Consider the following 15,880-nt stretch of genomic DNA (forward strand, 5'->3'; position numbering starts at 1 on the left):
TTAACGGAAACGTGTGATGCGTCTGCTGGTGATCGAAGACGAATCCGCCCTGCTCGATCAGGTACGCACGCGCCTCGAAGCGGAGGGCTATGCGGTGGACACCGCGACCGACGGCCGGGAAGGGCTCTACCTGGCCACCGAATACCCGGTCGATCTCGCGGTGGTCGACCTCGGCCTGCCCGAACTGCCCGGCCTCGACCTCATCCGGGAGCTGCGCCGCTGCGGCCACACCCTGCCGGTGCTGATCCTCACCGCGCGGGGCAAATGGGAGGAGAAGGTGAGCGGCCTGGAGGCGGGCGCCGACGACTATCTGGTCAAGCCGTTCGTGATGGAGGAGCTGGTGGCCCGGATTCGCGCCCTGCTGCGCCGGGCGGGCGGAGGCGCTCGCGACACGCTCGGTTTCGGCGATCTCACCATCGACACCCACCAGCAGCGGGTGAGCGTCGCCGGCCGCGAGGTGGAACTGACGGCCTTCGAATACCGGTTGCTCGAATACCTCGCCCGCCGCCCTGGCCAGGTGGTGCCGAAGCCGGAACTCTCCGATTATCTCTACCCCCACGACGACGACCGCGACAGCAACGTGATCGAGGTCCTGATGGGACGCCTGCGCCGCAAGATCGATCCGGACGGGCGGCGCAAGCCGATCGAGACCCTGCGCGGCCGCGGCTACCGTTTCGCCGCCGCGTGACCTCGCTTACCGCCCGCGTCAGCCTGATCGCCGCCGCCGTGCTGGTGGTGTTCGTGGCGCTCACCGCATTCGCCCTGGATCGCGGATTTCGCGAAAGCGCGGAGCGGGCGGAGCGGGAGCGGCTGTTCGCGCGCCTCTACCTGGTGATGGCCGACGCGGAGCTGGACGGCGACGGCACGCTGGTCATGCCAACCGATCTCGGCGAGGCGCGCCTCGGCCTGCCCGGCTCCGGTCTCTACGCCCAGGTGCGGGACGGCCGGGGCCAGGCGTTGTGGCACTCCCCGTCGGCCCTCGGCCTCCAACTGCCGCCCCCGTCGGGCGGCCCCCTCGAACAGTTCCGGCGCAGAGCCGTCGGCGGCAACGACTACTTCGTCGCCTCCCTGCGGGTACGCTGGGAGACCGGTGGGCGCGATCACCCCCTCACCTTCGCCGTCTATGAGGACCTGACGGAGTTCGAGCGCCAGCTCAGCGGCTATCGCAACAACCTGTGGGGCTGGCTCGGCGCGATGTCGCTGCTGCTGCTGTTGAGCCAGGCCGGAGCACTCACCTGGGGACTCCGCCCGCTGCGCCGCGTGACTGGCGAGATCCGGCGCATCGAGCACGGCGAGCAGTCCGCCATCGAGGGCGACTATCCGCGCGAGCTGCGCCGGCTCACCGCCAGCATCAACACCCTGCTCCACCATGAACGTGGCCAGCTGGCGCGCTACCGCGACGCCCTCGCCGACCTCGCCCACAGCCTCAAGACCCCGCTGGCCGTGCTGCGAGGAATCCAGGTGGACAACGACGAGGCGGCGCGCACGCTGGAGGAGCAGGTGGTGCGCATGGACGGGATCGTCCAGCACCAATTGGCGCGGGCGGCGACCGCCGGGCGCTCCGCGATGGTGGCGCCCGTGCCGATCGCACCGCTGGTCGAGCGTCTGCTGACCTCGTTGCACAAGGTCTACCGGGATCACGGGGTAACGGTGATCCGCGACTTCGCCGCGGACGCCGACTTCCGCGGCGACGAAGGCGATCTGCTGGAGCTGCTCGGCAACCTGCTGGACAACGCCTTCAAATGGAGCCGGTCACGAATCCGGGTCAGCGTCGGGTGTGCGGGCGATGGAGTGGCGATCGTGGTGGAAGACGACGGTCCGGGAATCCCGGAAGAGGCCGCCTCACGCGTGCTCGAACGGGGCGTGCGTCTGGATCAGGCGACGCCCGGTCACGGACTCGGACTCGCCATGGTGGCCGATCTGGTTCACGCCTACCGCGGCCGGCTCGAGTTCGGCCCCAGCGACCTCGGCGGAGCCGGCGTCCGGCTCGAGCTGCCCGGATGCCGGCGCCTGTAGCGGAGGGCATGCACCTCCGCACTGGCACAGGTGCCGCATAGGGCGGTCCGTGCCCGCCACGGCCTCTCCGCCGGCACCATCCGCGAACCGGGATTCAGCGCCACGGCGGGCACGGCCCGCCCCCGCATCGAGCAGCCGCACCACGATCTCGCGGAAGCGGTCGTAGCTCACCGGGGTGTCGACCAGGGCCTGTTCGAGGGTGTCGCGGAGGGAAGGCATGGCGTGCGAGTCGGGCGAAGGAGGAAATACGGTCGCGGTTCCGGGCACAGAACAATACCAGAATCACAGCCCGTCAAACCCGCTGCGAAGGGCGAGATATCGTGAGGAGCGTTCACCCTCCAGCCACGGTGCCCCGTAGGGCGGATTAGCGACAGCGTAATCCGCCGGGAACGAAGGCACCTACGCCGGAATCCGCCCCGATTCTTGCGGATTACGCGATCGCCAATCCGCCCTACATTCAGAGAGCGGCTCTTACTGTGAAAGGGGTCATCAGCAAGAAAATCGACGACTTCCGAAAATGCGTGGATTTTGCCGGAGCAAAATGCTCGTCGCTATATTAAAAATGGGAGAAAGAACCTGAAGAGAAATTTAGAACATGCAAGAATCACGTGCGCAATGCTGAGGTCGCGCACAAGGACAGTAACTCGACGCATTGCTCCGCTTGGTGCTCCACCCGGCGTGCGATATCACAACCCGCCCTCCCGGATCTCCCCAATCGATTCCAGCATTCGCGCACGCAGCGCCGGCTTGTCGTCCATCAGGCGCAGGAAGTGGTCGCGGGAGAGGGTCAGGCAGAGGGTCTCCGACTTGGCGCGTACCGTGGCGGTGCGGGGGCGCGACTCCAGCAGCGCGATCTCGCCGAAGGTGTCGCCGTCGCCCAGTTCGCGCAGCACCGCTTGCGCCCCCTCTTCACCCTCCTCCATGACTGCCAACTCGCCCCGCACCACCACGTAGAAGCGGTCTCCGGGGTCGCCTTGCCGGAACACCCATCCCCCGGCGGAGAAGCGCTCGGCCGAAAACAGCCCGCTCAGTTGCTCCAAGGTGTCGCGGTCGCAGTCGGCGAAGAAGGGGATGGCTTGCAGGCGTTCGACGGTGATCCCGGCGACGACGCCCTCCTCGGCGTAGTTGAAGCCGTGCTGCTTGCGCCATAGCTCAGCGTAGAGCCCGTTGGCGGCGAGCAACTGGTCGTGGCGACCGCTCTCCACCAGCCGGCCCGCCGCGAAGACGCAGATCCGGTCGTAGTCGCGGATCGCCTGCAGGCGGTGGCTCACCGAGATCACCGTGCGCCCCTCCGCCCAGCACGCGGTCGCCCCGTTTACCGCCTCCTCGGAGGCTGGATCGAGGGCGGAGGTGGCCTCGTCGAGGAGCAGGATGTCGGCCTCGCGCAGCAGCGCGCGGGCGATGGCGATGCGCTGGCGCTGGCCGCCGGAGAGGTTGCCGCCGCCGGCGCCGACCGGGGTGTCGTAGCCCGCCGGGAGGGCGAGGATGGTGTCGTGGACGGCGGCGGCGCGGGTCGCCGCCAGCAGTTCCTCTTCGGTGGCGTCCGCCCGTGCGAGCAGCAGGTTCTCGCGGATGGTGGCATCGAACAGCACCGGGCCTTGCGGCACCACCGCCATGCGTTGACGCAGGGAGTCCTCGGTGAGTTCGCGCAGGTCGATGCCGTCGAAGAGGATACGGCCCGCACCAGGGGCGTAGAGGCGCATCAGCAGCGACTGGAGGGTCGATTTGCCGCAGCCGGAGGGGCCGACGAAGGCGACCTTCTCGCCGGCGCGGATCGTCAGGTCGATCCCCGCCAGCGCCGGGGTCGCGCCGTCGTAGCTGAAGGAGAGCCCCTCCAGCGTGATGCCCTCGCGCAGCGGCCCGAGGGGGCGGGCGCCGGTGTTCTCCAGCACCTCGGGCACGGTCGCCAGCAGCGCCTCCACCTGCTTGATCCCGGCGTTGCCCTGGATCATCAGCGGGATCGCGTTGTTGAGTTGGGCGATGGCGCCGCCGATGTTGAACATCAGGCCGACGAAGGCGACCAGCAGGCCCGGGGTCATCGCGCCGGTGAGGGTCAGGTAGCCGCCGTAGCCGATGATCACCAGCTCCATGAAGCCGCTGGCCACATGGGCCGAGCGCCCCACCACGCCGGAGAGGAAGTGGGCGCGTAGCGCCTGCGGGGCGAGCCGGTGGAGGATTCGATCCAGCGCCGCGCGGCGCTCCGCCTGCATGCGGAAGAGGCGCACCACCAGGTGGGCGGCGGCGCTCTCCTGGACCAGTTGCACCACCCCGGCGCCCTCGCGCCGCAGTTCGTCGTTGGCGCCGCTCGCGCGCGAGCTGAAGGGGCGCGAGGCGAGGAAGATCAGCGGCATGCAGGCGAGTGTGGCCAGCGCGAGGCGCCACTCGATCAGGAACAGGATCACCACGCTGAGCAGCGCCGACAGGCCATGGGTCACCAACTGCGGAAAACCGCGCACCAGCGCCGTCTCGATCGCGCCCAGATCAGCAGAGAAGCGGTCGGCCAATTCGCCGGCGCGGGTGGCGGCGTGGAAACGGGGCGAGAGCGCCAACAGGTGATCGAACAGGCGCCGGCGCAGCCGGTTCATCCCATTCACCGCCAACCGCCCGCCGACCCACTCGTGGCCGGCGTTGGCCACCGCGAAGAGCGCCAGCAGGCCCGCCAGGTAGACGATGGCGGTGACCAGCGCGGAGCTGTCCTGGTGGGCGATGCCGTCGTCGAAGATCATCTTCCACAGCAGCGGCGCGCCGATCAGGTAGGCGATCTGCACCAGGGTGAAGAGCAGGAGCAGCGCCAGCAGACCGCGCCACGGGCGGACGGTGCGCAGCGCCCAGGCGAGGAAGCCGATCACTGGATCTCGCCGGGCCAGTCGTGGGCCTGGGCCAACCGCTCGGCGAGGATGATCGCCAGATTGCGGAAGAGGTGCACGGCGATGCCGGGCTCCTTCTGCAGCAGGCGCTCCATCACCGCCGAGGGGAAGGCGGCGATCTCGCAGCCGCCCAGCGCGGTGACCGTGGCGCTGCGCGGCACGTTGCGCAAAAAGCCCATCTCGCCGAGCACCTCGCCGCGGGAGAAGAGCGCCACCACCCGCTCCTTGCCGTCGATCGTCCGCGACACCGCCGCACGCCCCTTCAGCACCACGCCGAACTCCCAGCTCGGATCACCCTTGGTGAAGATCGCCTCGCCGTCGGCGAACGACTTGGTGGCGGCGGCGCGGAACACCTGCTTCAGCGCGCCGTCGTCGAGACCGTCGAAGAGGTGGGTGTCGGCGCGCTCGGAGGTGAGGCCGGAGCGGTAGGGGCCGCGGGGGAAGTCGGCCCCCTCATCACCCCCGCAGCTCTCCAGGTAGGCGTCGATGTGCCCCTGCTGGAACTGCTTCAGCGCGCGGCAGAAGGGGCTGCGGATGCGCTCCAGGTAGTCGAAGTCGTTGATCTCCAGGCGCATCGGCGCGATCACGCCGTACTCCTCGGTCTCCACGTCGTCGGTGTAGGTAACGAAGCCCATCTTCTCGTAGAACGGGATCAGGTCGAGGCTGCAATCGACGTAGGCGCGCGCGATGCCCAGTTGCAGCCCCAACCCGTAGACCCACATCAGCAGGCGCGGCACCACCAGGGTGTGGCGGTGCTCCTTGTCCACCAGCATCTTGGTGATGATCCCGGTCTGCTCCGGGTAGCAGGGATCGGCGTGGTCGAGGGCATAGAGCGTCTCGTACTTACCGAGGGAACCGTCGCGCGCCAGGTTGGCGCGCAGCGTGCCGATCGCCCGATCGCCGTCGAAGACGCCGCCGAGGATGCCGTACTCGTCCATCGGCTCGGAGAAGCGGCGCGCCGCGTGGTCGGCCTCGGCGATGGTCCAGCCCAGCTCCTCGACCAGCACCTCGTAGCGCAGGCGGAAGATCTTCTCCCGGTCTTCGGCGGAGGTGGCGATGCGGATGTCCATGGCGTTTATTTTTTTCGGGGCGGAGGAACGGGTACGGCAACCGGAAAGCGCCGCGTTCGAATCACTGTCTCATCGCCTCGAATACCGGGTCAAGCGGTGCCTGCAAGGCCGCTCGCCCCCCCAAACCCATATTGAACAGCTAAATTTTTATTAATCCGAAAATCAACAAGTTGCGATTTTTCTTTTCGGCGAGTGGCACTACAAAGTCGCCATTCCTCGATGGGATGAATTAGACCGTCATCTTCTTCACTCCACCCGGCTCCGAATCGATGCCGAGCGCTTGGTAGATGGCCCGTTGCCCCGGTTCGGCGCGCGTTGCCTTTCGCACCTGCAACGTCCGCCCATCTGCGTTTCTGGGTACGGGGCTTGGAGAGCCCCTCGGAGAGCTTGCGCAGTTCGCCTTCGAAACGCTCGGCGAAACGGCGAGCGATTCCCTCCGCCTTGCGCGCGCGCCGCTCGGAGTGGCAACACAGGCGGACCTCCCGCGCCCATCCTCCGACAACGTCATAAGATGTCCCTCGATGGCCTCCCGGCGCCTGAACAGCCGATCCGAGGCGCGGTAGAGCTGCATGAGGCTCATCGCCTCGAAATCCGTATCCAGCAGCTCACCCCGCCCGCTACGCTCACCCAACCACCGGTGGGTCGCCAACTCCGAGGCCGGCTCCGCCATTCGCCCGATGATCGCCCCGAGTACCGCGGAGCGCTACGCGCCGCTCATTGATCGTTCCCACGCTCCAGCGTGGTAACGCGACGCAGGGCTGGACGCTCCAGCGTCCCGTGTCGTCCGCTCCGCTGCCTCACCATACGAACTCGATCATTCCGCCGCCTCCCGAGCCGCCCCGCAGGGGTGGACTCAGGAGGCGGCGGCGGAATAATCGGTGAAGAGCGACGCCTGCAGCAGGCTGCGGGTGTAGTCGTGACGGGGCGCCTCGAACAGCGCCGCGGTCTCCCCCGCCTCCACCACCACGCCGTTGTGCATCACCAGGATGCGGTGCGCCATGGCGCGGATCACCTTGAGGTCGTGGGTGATGAAGAGATAGCTCATGGCGTGGTCGCGCTGCAGCCGGCGCAACAGCTCCAGCACCTGCTTCTGCACCGACACGTCGAGCGCGCTGGTCGGCTCGTCGAGCAGGATCAGCCGCGGCTCCAGCACCACCGCGCGGGCGATGGCGATGCGCTGGCGCTGGCCGCCCGAGAACTCGTGGGGATAGCGCCAGCGCATCGCCGGCTCCAGCCCTACCTCCTCCAGCACCGCGTCGATCCGTGCGTCCTTCTCCTTCTTGCCCATCTTCGGGAAGTGGACGTCGAGCCCCTCGCCGACGATGCGCTCCACGGTCATCCGCGGCGACAGCGAGGAGAAGGGGTCCTGGAACACCACCTGGAAGTCGCGGCGCAGCGGACGCAGTGCCCGCCCGCGCAGGGTGTCGAGGCGGCGGCCGTCGAAGCGGATCTCCCCGTCGCACTCCTGCAGGCGCAGCAGGCACATGCCGAGGGTCGACTTGCCGGAACCCGACTCGCCCACCAGTCCCACCGTCTCGCCGGGACGGATCGCCACGTCGACCCCGTCCACCGCCCGCACCTCACCCACCCGGCGGCGCAGGAAACCCTGGCGGATCGGGAACAGGCAGCGCATCCCACGCCCCTCCATCAGCGGCTCGCCGGTCACCCCGACATCCTCGCGGGTCATCCGCTCAGGCTGGGCGTCGAGCAGTCGCCGGGTGTAGTCGTGGCGGGGGTTGGCGAAGAGTTCGTCCACCGTCGCCTGCTCCACCAGCCGGCCCCGCTCCATCACGCAGATGCGGTCGGCGAAGCGGCGCACCATGTTGAGGTCGTGGGTGATCAGCAGCACCGCGAGATCGAACTCGCGCTGCAACTCGTCGAGCAGGTCGAGGATCTGCGCCTGCACGGTGACGTCCAGCGCGGTGGTCGGTTCGTCGGCGATCAGCAGCCGCGGCTTGCAGGCGAGCGCCATGGCGATCATCACCCGCTGGCGCTGGCCGCCGGAGAGCATGTGGGGGAAGGCGTCGAAGCGCTTGTGCGGTTCGGGAATGCCGGTGCGGTCGAGCAGCTCGATCATCCGCCGGCGCGCAGCTGGCGCGCTCAAGCCCTCGTGCAGCAGCAGCGACTCGATCAGCTGGCGGCCGATCGGGTAGACCGGATTGAGCGCGCTCATCGGCTCCTGGAAGATCATCGCGATCTCCCGCCCGCGCACCGCCCGCAGCTCGCGCTCCGGAGCGCGCAGCAGATCGCGGCCGGCGAAGCGCACCGCCCCGTCGGCATAGTGCACCTGCTGGGGGTCGTGGAGGCGCAGGATGGAGTAGGCGGTGACCGTCTTGCCGGAGCCCGACTCCCCCACCAGGGCCAGCTTCTCGCCCACCCCCACCTCCAGCGAGACACCGTGGACCACCTGGCTGCGCGGCGCCTCGCGTCCGAACTGCACCACCAGATTCTCCACCTGCAACAGGGGTTGGCGACGCTCGCTCATGGTGCTCCTTCCGCTTCGGATGAAGGCGCCATCGTACTGGATGCGCCGGCGGATTCCTACGCCGGTGGAGGGCTGGAGCAAGTGGTCGGCGGCGCCTCAGGCCTTCCCTGTGGGAGCAGCCCTAAAGGCCACCCCCACAGGGAAAGGGCGCCCTCCCTGGCCCCCGCGCAGTAGCACGCCGATTCCGACCCGGATGTAACGAATTCGATTAACACTTAAAACAAAAGCTTTACAAATCCTCCCGTTTCGTCAAAATTACGTTGTAACGAACGGCCGCGGAGCGGCCGAAGGAGAGACGAGGAGAGCCATGAACCAGAGAAGCGGACTGAGAAAGATCGGCGAGGTGGCGGAGCTGCTGGACGCCACCCCGCGCACCTTGCGGTTCTACGAGGAGCAGGGGCTGGTGCATCCCTGCCGCAGCGCGAAGGGGACCCGCCTCTATTCGGAGACCGACGTCGCGCGCTTTCGCGCCGCACTGCGGCTGGCCGGGCTGGGCATGCCGCTGAGGGAGATCCGTGAACTGACCACCGCGCGTAGCGACGCCGATGACGGCGACGACTCGAGCCGGCGGCTGACCCACATCCTGCGCCAGATGATCCCCAAGGTGGAGGTGCGACGCAGTCAGCTGGAGGGCTTGCAGCGGGAGCTGGAGAGCCTCGACGAGCTGATCCAGCACTGCCTCGGCTGCGAATACCAGCCCCGCAATGAGGTCTGCGCCCACTGCGAGACCGGCAACCGATTGCTGGAAGAGGAGCTTTTCCAACTGGTCACCGGCACCCCGCCGCGCGGGGAGTAGCTCCCCCCACTGCCGCCCCCCCCGATGGGGGCGCCCCCCCCTTCATCGATTCCCCCTCCCTCGCCATGCGACCCTCCCTGCCGTTCGAGCGGACGACGGGGCCTGAAGCAAACCGGCGCGGTCTTAGGTACAATCACCGATGCAAAATCGGCGGCGAATCCAGTAACTTCGCCGAAGGTCGTCGTTGACGGATCAACCGACGACCGCATCGACAGCGGACGCCACTGCCGCCCGCGCCTACCCCCCGCCAGCCCATGGATCAGACGTCATGAATCGAAAGCCGAGCATCCTCCGTAACCTGTTGATTGGTTTTCTCGGTTTCGGCCTCGCGATGGGCGCGATCTTCCCCTTCTACGCCAACTTCTTCGTCCAGTGGAAAGAGGGAATGCTGATCTGATTCGTGGTCGGCTGTCTGGTCGCCGGCAGCGTCATCGGCATCGTCAACTACTGGCTGGTCAACTCGCTGCTGCTGAACAAGCTGCGCCGGGTCTCCGAGGTGGCGCGCGCCATCAGCAACAACGACATCTCCCACCAGTGCAGCCTGGAGAGCGCCGACCTGATCGGCGAGATCATCGACAGCTTCAACCGCATGACCGAGCGGCTGCGCGACGTGATCGGCCAGATCTCCGACGCCTCCACCCGCCTCAACAGCGCCTCGGGCACCATGAACGAGGTGGCCAACGAGACCCACACCGGGATCCAGGAGCAGCGCCTCGCCACCAATCGGGCGGCCGACGCGATGGGCCAGATGCTGGAGCGCATCCGCGAGGTGAGCACCCACTCCGGCGAGGCCGCCGGCGCCGCCCGGGAGGCGAGCAAGGCGGCGGCCGGCGGGCGCGAGGTGGTGGAGGCCAACATCCGCACCGTCGACGCCCTGGTGGAGGAGGTGGCGCGGGCGGCGGCGGTGATGGACCAGTTGGCCGACCACAGCCGGGAGATCGGCGGGGTGCTCGACGTGATCCGCGGGATCGCCGAGCAGACCAACCTGCTGGCGCTGAACGCGGCCATCGAGGCAGCGCGGGCCGGCGAGCAGGGACGCGGTTTCGCGGTGGTGGCCGACGAGGTACGCACCCTGGCCACCCGCACCCAGCAGTCCACCGAAGAGATCCAGCAGATGATCGAGGGACTGCAGCAGAAGGCGGGCGAGGCGGTGGAGGTGATGGGCCGCGGCCGTGAGCGCGCCGAGCAGAACGCCGGCCAGGCCCACGACGCCCACGACTCCCTGGAGTTCATCTCCGGCACGGTGGAGACGATCAGCCGGATGACCAGCCAGATCGCCGACAACGCCGGACAGCAGGCGAAGATGGCCGACGACGTCTGCGACATGGTCCACCGCATCCAGCGCGAGGCGGACCAGCTCTCCGCGGCCGCCGAGACGAGCGCTTCGAGCAGCGGCGAGCTCGATCAGCTGACCAGCCAGCTGCAGGAGATCGTCAGCCGCTTCAAACTCAATTGATTTTTTCCGCCCCCTGCCCGCTACGGCCCGACGGGCCGTAGCGGGCAGGGGGCGGGAAAAATCAATCATTGGGGAATCCGCTGCTTGCGGGGGCCCTACCCTCGTGTCGGGTGGTGCGAATCTTTCCGCGTGGTGCCCTCGATTCGGGGAACACCCCCTCGCGGTGGTGCGGGTGATCCCTTATAGTGCCGCCATGAGTTTCCGTACCCGCCTGATCCTGCTGGTCACCGGCCTGCTCACGGCCGCGGTGGTGGCGACCACGGCACTGCTCACCTGGACCACCACCCGCTCCCTGCTGCGCGAGACCAAGGCCGACGGCGAGATGGTCGCCATGCTGCTGGCGCGCAGCGCGGCGCTCGCCCGGCGCATCCCCGGCGAGGTGGAGTCGGCGCTGAGCGAACAGATGGTTGCCGAGGCGCTGATCACCGCCCACTTCGTCGCCGCCGCGGAGAAGGCCGGCATCCCGCCCGGGGAGATCAACCTACGACTCGGGGAGATCGCCGACCGGACGGTCCTCGACGAGTTCTGGATCACCGACGCCAAGGGCCACGTCTATCTGCAGAACATCCCCGGCGTCGACTTCACCTTCAGCCCCGATGCCGCCGAGCAGCCCCAGGCGAGCCGCTTCTGGCCGCTGCTCACCGGCGACAAGCGGCGGGTGGTGCAGGAAGTGCGCAAACGCGAGATCGACCAGCGCCACTTCAAGTACGTCGGCGTTGCCGGTGTCGACCACCCGCGCATCGTCGAGGTGGGCTTCGACGCCCACTACCTGAAGGAGCTGGAGGAGCGGGTCGGCGTGCCGCGAATGGTCGAGCAGCTGTTGAGCGGCAACGAGATCAACGCCATCTGGGTGTTCGACGACAAGCTCGATACCATCGCCGCCGCCTCTATCTTCGGCGTCGAGCGCAACCCTCGGCCCAACGACGAGGAGCAGACCCTGCTCGCCGCGGTGGCCGCCGACGGCCACTCCCAGGCGCGGCTGCTCGACCGGTGGCTGAGCGTCGCCGCCCCGGTCCTCGCCGAGGATGGCCAGCCCATCGGCATGGCCCTGGTGCGCCTCTCCACCGAAGGGCTGGAGCGTACCCGCCGCGCCCAGTTGGAGAGTGCCGCCCTGGTCGCCGTCGGCGTGCTGCTGCTCGGCCTGCTGGTCTCGATCTGGACGGCGCGCCGCGAGAGCGCCCCGGTACTGGCGATCACCCGCGCCGCCCGCGAGGTGGAGCACCGCAACTTCCAGGCGGAACTGCTCGCACCGCTCACCCTGCGCCGCGACGAACTGGGCCGCCTCGCCCGCGTCTTCACCCGCATGGCCGAGGAGGTGCTCGCCCGCGAGGAGTACCTCGACGCCCAGGTGAAGGAGCGCACCCGCCAACTGGAGAAGGCCCACCAGCGCATCGACGAGGAGCTGCGGGTGGCCGGCGCGCTGCAGAACGCGATTCTCCCCTGCGTCTTCCCCGACCGCCCCGACTACGCCATCCACGCCAGCATGACCGCCGCACGCGAAGTGGGCGGCGACTTCTACGACTTCTTCCCGGTGGACGAGCGGCGGGTGGCGGTGGTGATCGGCGACGTCTCCGGCAAGGGGGTCCCCGCCTCCTTCTTCATGGCCGTCTCGCGCACCACCCTGCAGGGGTTGGCCGAGGACGGCACGCCGCCGGGAGAGGTGCTGGCCGAGGCCAACGCGACGCTCTGCCGGGAGAACCCGCTGGATCTGTTCGTCACCGTCTTCTGCGCCATCCTCGACACCGCCAGCGGCGAGCTCACCTACGCCAACGGCGGCCACAACCCGCCCTACCATTTGGGCGCCGAGGGCGGCGTGGCGGCGCTGCCGCTGACCGGCGGCGTAGCGCTCGGGGTGGTCGATGGGCTACCGTATGCGGAGACGCGGATCACCCTCGCCCCCGGTGACGGGCTGTTCCTCTTCACCGACGGCATCACCGAGGCGTTCGACGCCGATGGGCATGAGTTCGGCGAAGTGCGGCTAATCGAGCAACTGACCGGCGCCGCCGCACTCGACGCCCGCGCGCTGGTGGAGCGGATCACCGGCGCGGTGGCCGCCTTCACCGGCGAGGCCGAACAATCCGATGACCTGACCTGCCTCGCGCTGCGTTACCGCGGCGGCGGGCCGGCAACCGAACCAGGGAGCAACGCATGAGCCAGACACTCGACACCACCCTGCGCAACGATCTGGCCGAGATCGCCCGGCTGGCCGAGGAGGTGGAGCGCTTCGGCGAGGAGGCGGGGCTGTCGATGAAGACGGTGTTCCGCATCAATCTGGTGATGGACGAACTGCTCACCAACGCCATCTCCTACGGCTACCCGGACGACGCCGAGCACGAGATCCGGATCAAGATCCACCTGGAGAACGGCAAGGTGGCAGTGGACATCATCGACGACGGTGCCCCCTTCAACCCGGTGGACGAGGCCCCCCCCCCGGACCTCGACTCCGAGGTGGACGACCGCCCGATCGGCGGCCTCGGCCTGCACCTGGTACGCAAGATGGTGGAGCACGTCGGCTACGCCCGTGACGACGTGCGCAACCACCTGACCCTGGTGCTCGCCGCCGACGCGGAGTAGCGCGCCCCTATCCCTTTCCGGCGCCGCAGACCGGCAACGCCTTCACGACAGAGACCGACACCCCATGAACAGCGCAACCGAAACCGTCAACGACACCCTGATCATCCGCCCCGCCGGGCGCATCGACAGCAACACCGCCCCCCAGTTCGAGCAGGACGTGCTGGGCCCCATCAACGGCGGCCAGAACCGGGTGGTCCTCGACTTCGGCGACCTCGACTACATCTCCAGCGCCGGCCTGCGGGTGGTGCTGATGGCCGCCAAGCGGCTCAAGCCGAGCGGCGGCAAGCTGGCCCTCTACGGCATGAGCGACCCGATCCGCGAGGTGTTCGAGATCAGCGGCTTCCTCACGCTCCTCACCGTCTGCGCCGACCGTGACGAGGCGCTGGCGGCGGTGGCGGACTGACCTCTCCCCACCCTATCGAACCGGCGGTCACGTTCACCCGTAGGAGCGGCCCTCCACAAGCCACGGAAAACGTAGCACTTCGCACCATCGCGGCCTAAGGGCCGCTCCTACAAATACGAAAACGCCACCGACGCGAACACGACCACTCCCGGCCCCACCTCACCCCTCGGCGACGAGCGGCCGCGCCACCAGCAACTGCGCCTGGCTCGCCACGCCCTGCACCGCATGCTCGACAGGATGGTGATATCGAGGATGAAGGCAGCGCCCTCAACGCCAACAGCGCGGGGAGCCAGGCCCCGCCCCCAATCGATCGCCGCACACCCTTCACCGCCCCCCTTTTCGGATCGGCCGCGAGGGTAGCACAGCCCCCGACAGGGACCGTGTGATTGTTGACCGAGGTACACCTGGACCTCCGTGAACATCCATCCGTTTCAACCACCGCAACCATCAAGAAGAGACGTCACAATGGCCCATATCACACTGCCCGAATACGAAGAGATGCCCCCCCGCGTCCAGGAGAGGGCGCGGCCGATCATGGAGAAGACCGGCCAGCTGGGGGAGATCTTCCGCCTGATGGCGGTACGCGAGGACATCTACTTCGCCACCGACGGCATGGTCCAGACCCTGTTGCTGGCCGAGACCGAGCTGCCTTTCACCACCAAGGAGCGCATCGCCCTGCTGATCTCCCTGGAGAACAGCTGCAAGATGTGCGTCGACGTGCATAAGGGGATCGCCAAGATGCTCGGCATGAGCGACGAGCAGATCGCCGAGGCACTGGAGGGGATCGACGCCATCCAGTGCGAGCCGGGCGAGAAGACCCTGCTGCGCTTCTGTGTGCGCGCCTCGGCCAAGGACAACTACAAGGTGCGGCAAGCGGAGATCGACGCGGTGCGCGAAGCGGGCTACAGGGAGACGCAGATCGTCGAAGCGGTCGCCATCACCGGCTACTTCAACTACATCAACACGCTCTCCAACGTCTTCGGTCTGGGACGGGACTCGGCTGCCTGAGGAAGGCTCACCTTCCCCCTCCGGTTTGTCACATCGCACCGGGCCAAAACTGGGACAGCAATCGGATATTGGGGGGCCGGCAAACCCCGGAAGAGGAAAGTCGATATAACCGATTGAAAAATTTGGCGGAGAGGGTGGGATTTGAACCCACGGATGGTTGCCCATCAACGGTTTTCAAGACGATAAAAAACCCCTTTCCTTATCGCAACTTATCTGAATTTATCCTTAAATAACAAATAGTTGATAAATATCAATGTTTCCTGATGTATCAAAAAACACCGGTCTCACTGTGCCAAAACTGTGACAAATCTGGCCGTCTGAAAGGCCGCCATCACCCCGTTCCGGGAGACTGAAAAAAAATGGCCCCTGGACCTCCGCCTCCCGCGTCGATGTCGTCCCCCCTGTGGTGACGATCCTCCTCCATACCGCCATTGGCACTCGACCTTGACTCGACCTTCCGATGCGTTATCATTCGCGCAGAAAGCGACAAATTGTTGCGAAACGATTCAAATCCAATCACGGTTTATTGGAGACCTCCATGACCGCCAAGAGTGTACGACACGACGAAGCCTTCGTCCGGGAAGCGCAGATCTACGCCGAGGCGAACCACCGCTCGGTCCCGAAGCAGATCGAACACTGGGCACAGATCGGACGGATCGCCGAAGACAACCCCGACCTGCCCTACGAATTCATCCGCGACGCCCTGATCGCCTCCGCCGAAGTGAAGACCGGCGCGGTCAAGAAATATGAGCGAAGAAAGAAAGATTGAGGTCTTCGAGGCCCGCACCTTCACCAAGGCACTCGCCCGCCTGAACGACGCCCAACGGGATCTGGTCGATGATGAGATCGAAAAGATCATCGCCGATCCGGAAATCGGCGAACAGAAGAAAGGCGACCTTGCCCACATTCGGGTCCACAAATTCAAACTGGAGACCCGAGAGGTCCTTCTGGGCTACTCGTGGAAGGAGGAGCAGTTGGTGATCTATCTGCTCTACCCGGGGCCTCACGAGAACTTCTACCGCGACGCGAAAAAGCGGCGCAAGGCCGATCTGCGCATCATCCGCTGATCCTGTCGGCACGGGAAGTGGCGACACCGGAACGCAGATATACGCCACTCTGTTCCGTGAGCCTCGAAAACTCCGGTGGTTGGCGAGCGCAGATTCCCCCCCTGTGTCAGGATAGTTGTCGCCTCCCCGGAAAGGGGT

14 protein-coding genes and 1 pseudogene are annotated in these 15,880 nt (G+C 67.2%); 11 read left to right on the forward strand and 4 right to left on the reverse strand.

All coding sequences use genetic code 11. The annotated features are described in order from the left end of the window. Nucleotides 1-16 precede the first annotated feature (16 nt). Nucleotides 17-688: a response regulator transcription factor gene (locus ACYQ2W_RS22110; protein WP_459872318.1), complete on the forward strand. Its 672-nt coding sequence runs from the start codon at nt 17-19 to the stop codon at nt 686-688. Beyond that, nucleotides 685-2,016, forward strand: a complete 1,332-nt coding sequence (locus tag ACYQ2W_RS22115) for an ATP-binding protein (RefSeq protein ID WP_459872321.1) — start codon at nt 685-687, stop codon at nt 2,014-2,016. Before ACYQ2W_RS22110 ends, ACYQ2W_RS22115 begins: the two co-directional genes overlap by 4 nt. A gap of 686 nt (nt 2,017-2,702) precedes the next feature. Here the strand turns inward: ACYQ2W_RS22115 and ACYQ2W_RS22120 are convergent. The 4 genes and pseudogenes from ACYQ2W_RS22120 to ACYQ2W_RS22135 form a co-directional block, all read right to left on the reverse strand. Then, the gene (locus ACYQ2W_RS22120; protein WP_459872323.1) at nt 2,703-4,865 is read right to left on the reverse strand and encodes an ABC transporter transmembrane domain-containing protein; all 2,163 of its coding nucleotides are present in this window, start codon (nt 4,863-4,865) and stop codon (nt 2,703-2,705) included. Further along, nucleotides 4,862-5,953 carry a GNAT family N-acetyltransferase gene (locus ACYQ2W_RS22125; RefSeq protein WP_459872326.1) on the reverse strand — a complete coding sequence of 364 codons (1,092 nt, stop codon included), beginning with the start codon at nt 5,951-5,953 and terminating at the stop codon, nt 4,862-4,864. The genes ACYQ2W_RS22120 and ACYQ2W_RS22125 overlap by 4 nt, the downstream gene beginning before the upstream one ends. A gap of 517 nt (nt 5,954-6,470) precedes the next feature. Further along, nucleotides 6,471-6,656 (reverse strand): annotated as a pseudogene (locus ACYQ2W_RS22130) (IS1634 family transposase); the annotation flags it as partial. A gap of 150 nt (nt 6,657-6,806) precedes the next feature. Beyond that, nucleotides 6,807-8,438 (reverse strand): ABC transporter ATP-binding protein, encoded by a 1,632-nt coding sequence (locus tag ACYQ2W_RS22135; RefSeq protein WP_459872329.1) that lies wholly within the window; start codon nt 8,436-8,438, stop codon nt 6,807-6,809. A 307-nt stretch (nt 8,439-8,745) separates the two neighbouring features. On the opposite strand from ACYQ2W_RS22135, the gene ACYQ2W_RS22140 reads away from it, so the two are divergent. From ACYQ2W_RS22140 to ACYQ2W_RS22180, 9 genes are all read left to right on the forward strand, one after another. Then, nucleotides 8,746-9,234 (forward strand): MerR family transcriptional regulator, encoded by a 489-nt coding sequence (locus ACYQ2W_RS22140; RefSeq protein ID WP_459872332.1) that lies wholly within the window; start codon nt 8,746-8,748, stop codon nt 9,232-9,234. A gap of 268 nt (nt 9,235-9,502) precedes the next feature. Continuing rightward, nucleotides 9,503-9,631 (forward strand): hypothetical protein, encoded by a 129-nt coding sequence (locus tag ACYQ2W_RS22145; RefSeq protein ID WP_459872335.1) that lies wholly within the window; start codon nt 9,503-9,505, stop codon nt 9,629-9,631. A gap of 3 nt (nt 9,632-9,634) precedes the next feature. Beyond that, nucleotides 9,635-10,690: a methyl-accepting chemotaxis protein gene (locus ACYQ2W_RS22150; RefSeq protein ID WP_459872337.1), complete on the forward strand. Its 1,056-nt coding sequence runs from the start codon at nt 9,635-9,637 to the stop codon at nt 10,688-10,690. A gap of 193 nt (nt 10,691-10,883) precedes the next feature. Next, nucleotides 10,884-12,842: a PP2C family protein-serine/threonine phosphatase gene (locus ACYQ2W_RS22155; protein ID WP_459872340.1), complete on the forward strand. Its 1,959-nt coding sequence runs from the start codon at nt 10,884-10,886 to the stop codon at nt 12,840-12,842. Beyond that, nucleotides 12,839-13,264, forward strand: a complete 426-nt coding sequence (locus ACYQ2W_RS22160; protein ID WP_459872343.1) for an ATP-binding protein — start codon at nt 12,839-12,841, stop codon at nt 13,262-13,264. The genes ACYQ2W_RS22155 and ACYQ2W_RS22160 overlap by 4 nt, the downstream gene beginning before the upstream one ends. A gap of 64 nt (nt 13,265-13,328) precedes the next feature. After that, nucleotides 13,329-13,667 (forward strand): STAS domain-containing protein, encoded by a 339-nt coding sequence (locus ACYQ2W_RS22165; protein WP_459872346.1) that lies wholly within the window; start codon nt 13,329-13,331, stop codon nt 13,665-13,667. A gap of 465 nt (nt 13,668-14,132) precedes the next feature. Then, the gene (locus ACYQ2W_RS22170) at nt 14,133-14,675 is read left to right on the forward strand and encodes a carboxymuconolactone decarboxylase family protein (protein WP_459872349.1); all 543 of its coding nucleotides are present in this window, start codon (nt 14,133-14,135) and stop codon (nt 14,673-14,675) included. Between the two features lie 538 nt (nt 14,676-15,213). Beyond that, a complete protein-coding gene (locus tag ACYQ2W_RS22175) occupies nt 15,214-15,444 on the forward strand; it encodes a TA system antitoxin ParD family protein (protein ID WP_459872352.1) in 231 nt (76 codons plus the stop codon). After that, on the forward strand, nt 15,422-15,742 hold the full coding sequence (locus ACYQ2W_RS22180; protein WP_459872354.1) for a type II toxin-antitoxin system RelE/ParE family toxin: 321 nt from the start codon (nt 15,422-15,424) through the stop codon (nt 15,740-15,742). Before ACYQ2W_RS22175 ends, ACYQ2W_RS22180 begins: the two co-directional genes overlap by 23 nt. Nucleotides 15,743-15,880: the final 138 nt, after the last annotated feature.

The organism is Endothiovibrio diazotrophicus (assembly GCF_054657215.1).

Bases quoted from the DNA above. Each gene is read 5' to 3' on its own strand.
- ACYQ2W_RS22160 (WP_459872343.1), top strand. From the start codon at position 12,839: ATGAGCCAGACACTCGACACCACCCTGCGCAACGATCTGGCCGAGATC.
- ACYQ2W_RS22135 (WP_459872329.1), bottom strand. From the start codon at position 8,438: ATGAGCGAGCGTCGCCAACCCCTGTTGCAGGTGGAGAATCTGGTGGTG.
- ACYQ2W_RS22175 (WP_459872352.1), top strand. From the start codon at position 15,214: ATGACCGCCAAGAGTGTACGACACGACGAAGCCTTCGTCCGGGAAGCG.
- ACYQ2W_RS22125 (WP_459872326.1), bottom strand. From the start codon at position 5,953: ATGGACATCCGCATCGCCACCTCCGCCGAAGACCGGGAGAAGATCTTC.
- ACYQ2W_RS22145 (WP_459872335.1), top strand. From the start codon at position 9,503: ATGAATCGAAAGCCGAGCATCCTCCGTAACCTGTTGATTGGTTTTCTC.
- ACYQ2W_RS22165 (WP_459872346.1), top strand. From the start codon at position 13,329: ATGAACAGCGCAACCGAAACCGTCAACGACACCCTGATCATCCGCCCC.
- ACYQ2W_RS22140 (WP_459872332.1), top strand. From the start codon at position 8,746: ATGAACCAGAGAAGCGGACTGAGAAAGATCGGCGAGGTGGCGGAGCTG.
- ACYQ2W_RS22180 (WP_459872354.1), top strand. From the start codon at position 15,422: ATGAGCGAAGAAAGAAAGATTGAGGTCTTCGAGGCCCGCACCTTCACC.
- ACYQ2W_RS22110 (WP_459872318.1), top strand. From the start codon at position 17: ATGCGTCTGCTGGTGATCGAAGACGAATCCGCCCTGCTCGATCAGGTA.
- ACYQ2W_RS22155 (WP_459872340.1), top strand. From the start codon at position 10,884: ATGAGTTTCCGTACCCGCCTGATCCTGCTGGTCACCGGCCTGCTCACG.
- ACYQ2W_RS22170 (WP_459872349.1), top strand. From the start codon at position 14,133: ATGGCCCATATCACACTGCCCGAATACGAAGAGATGCCCCCCCGCGTC.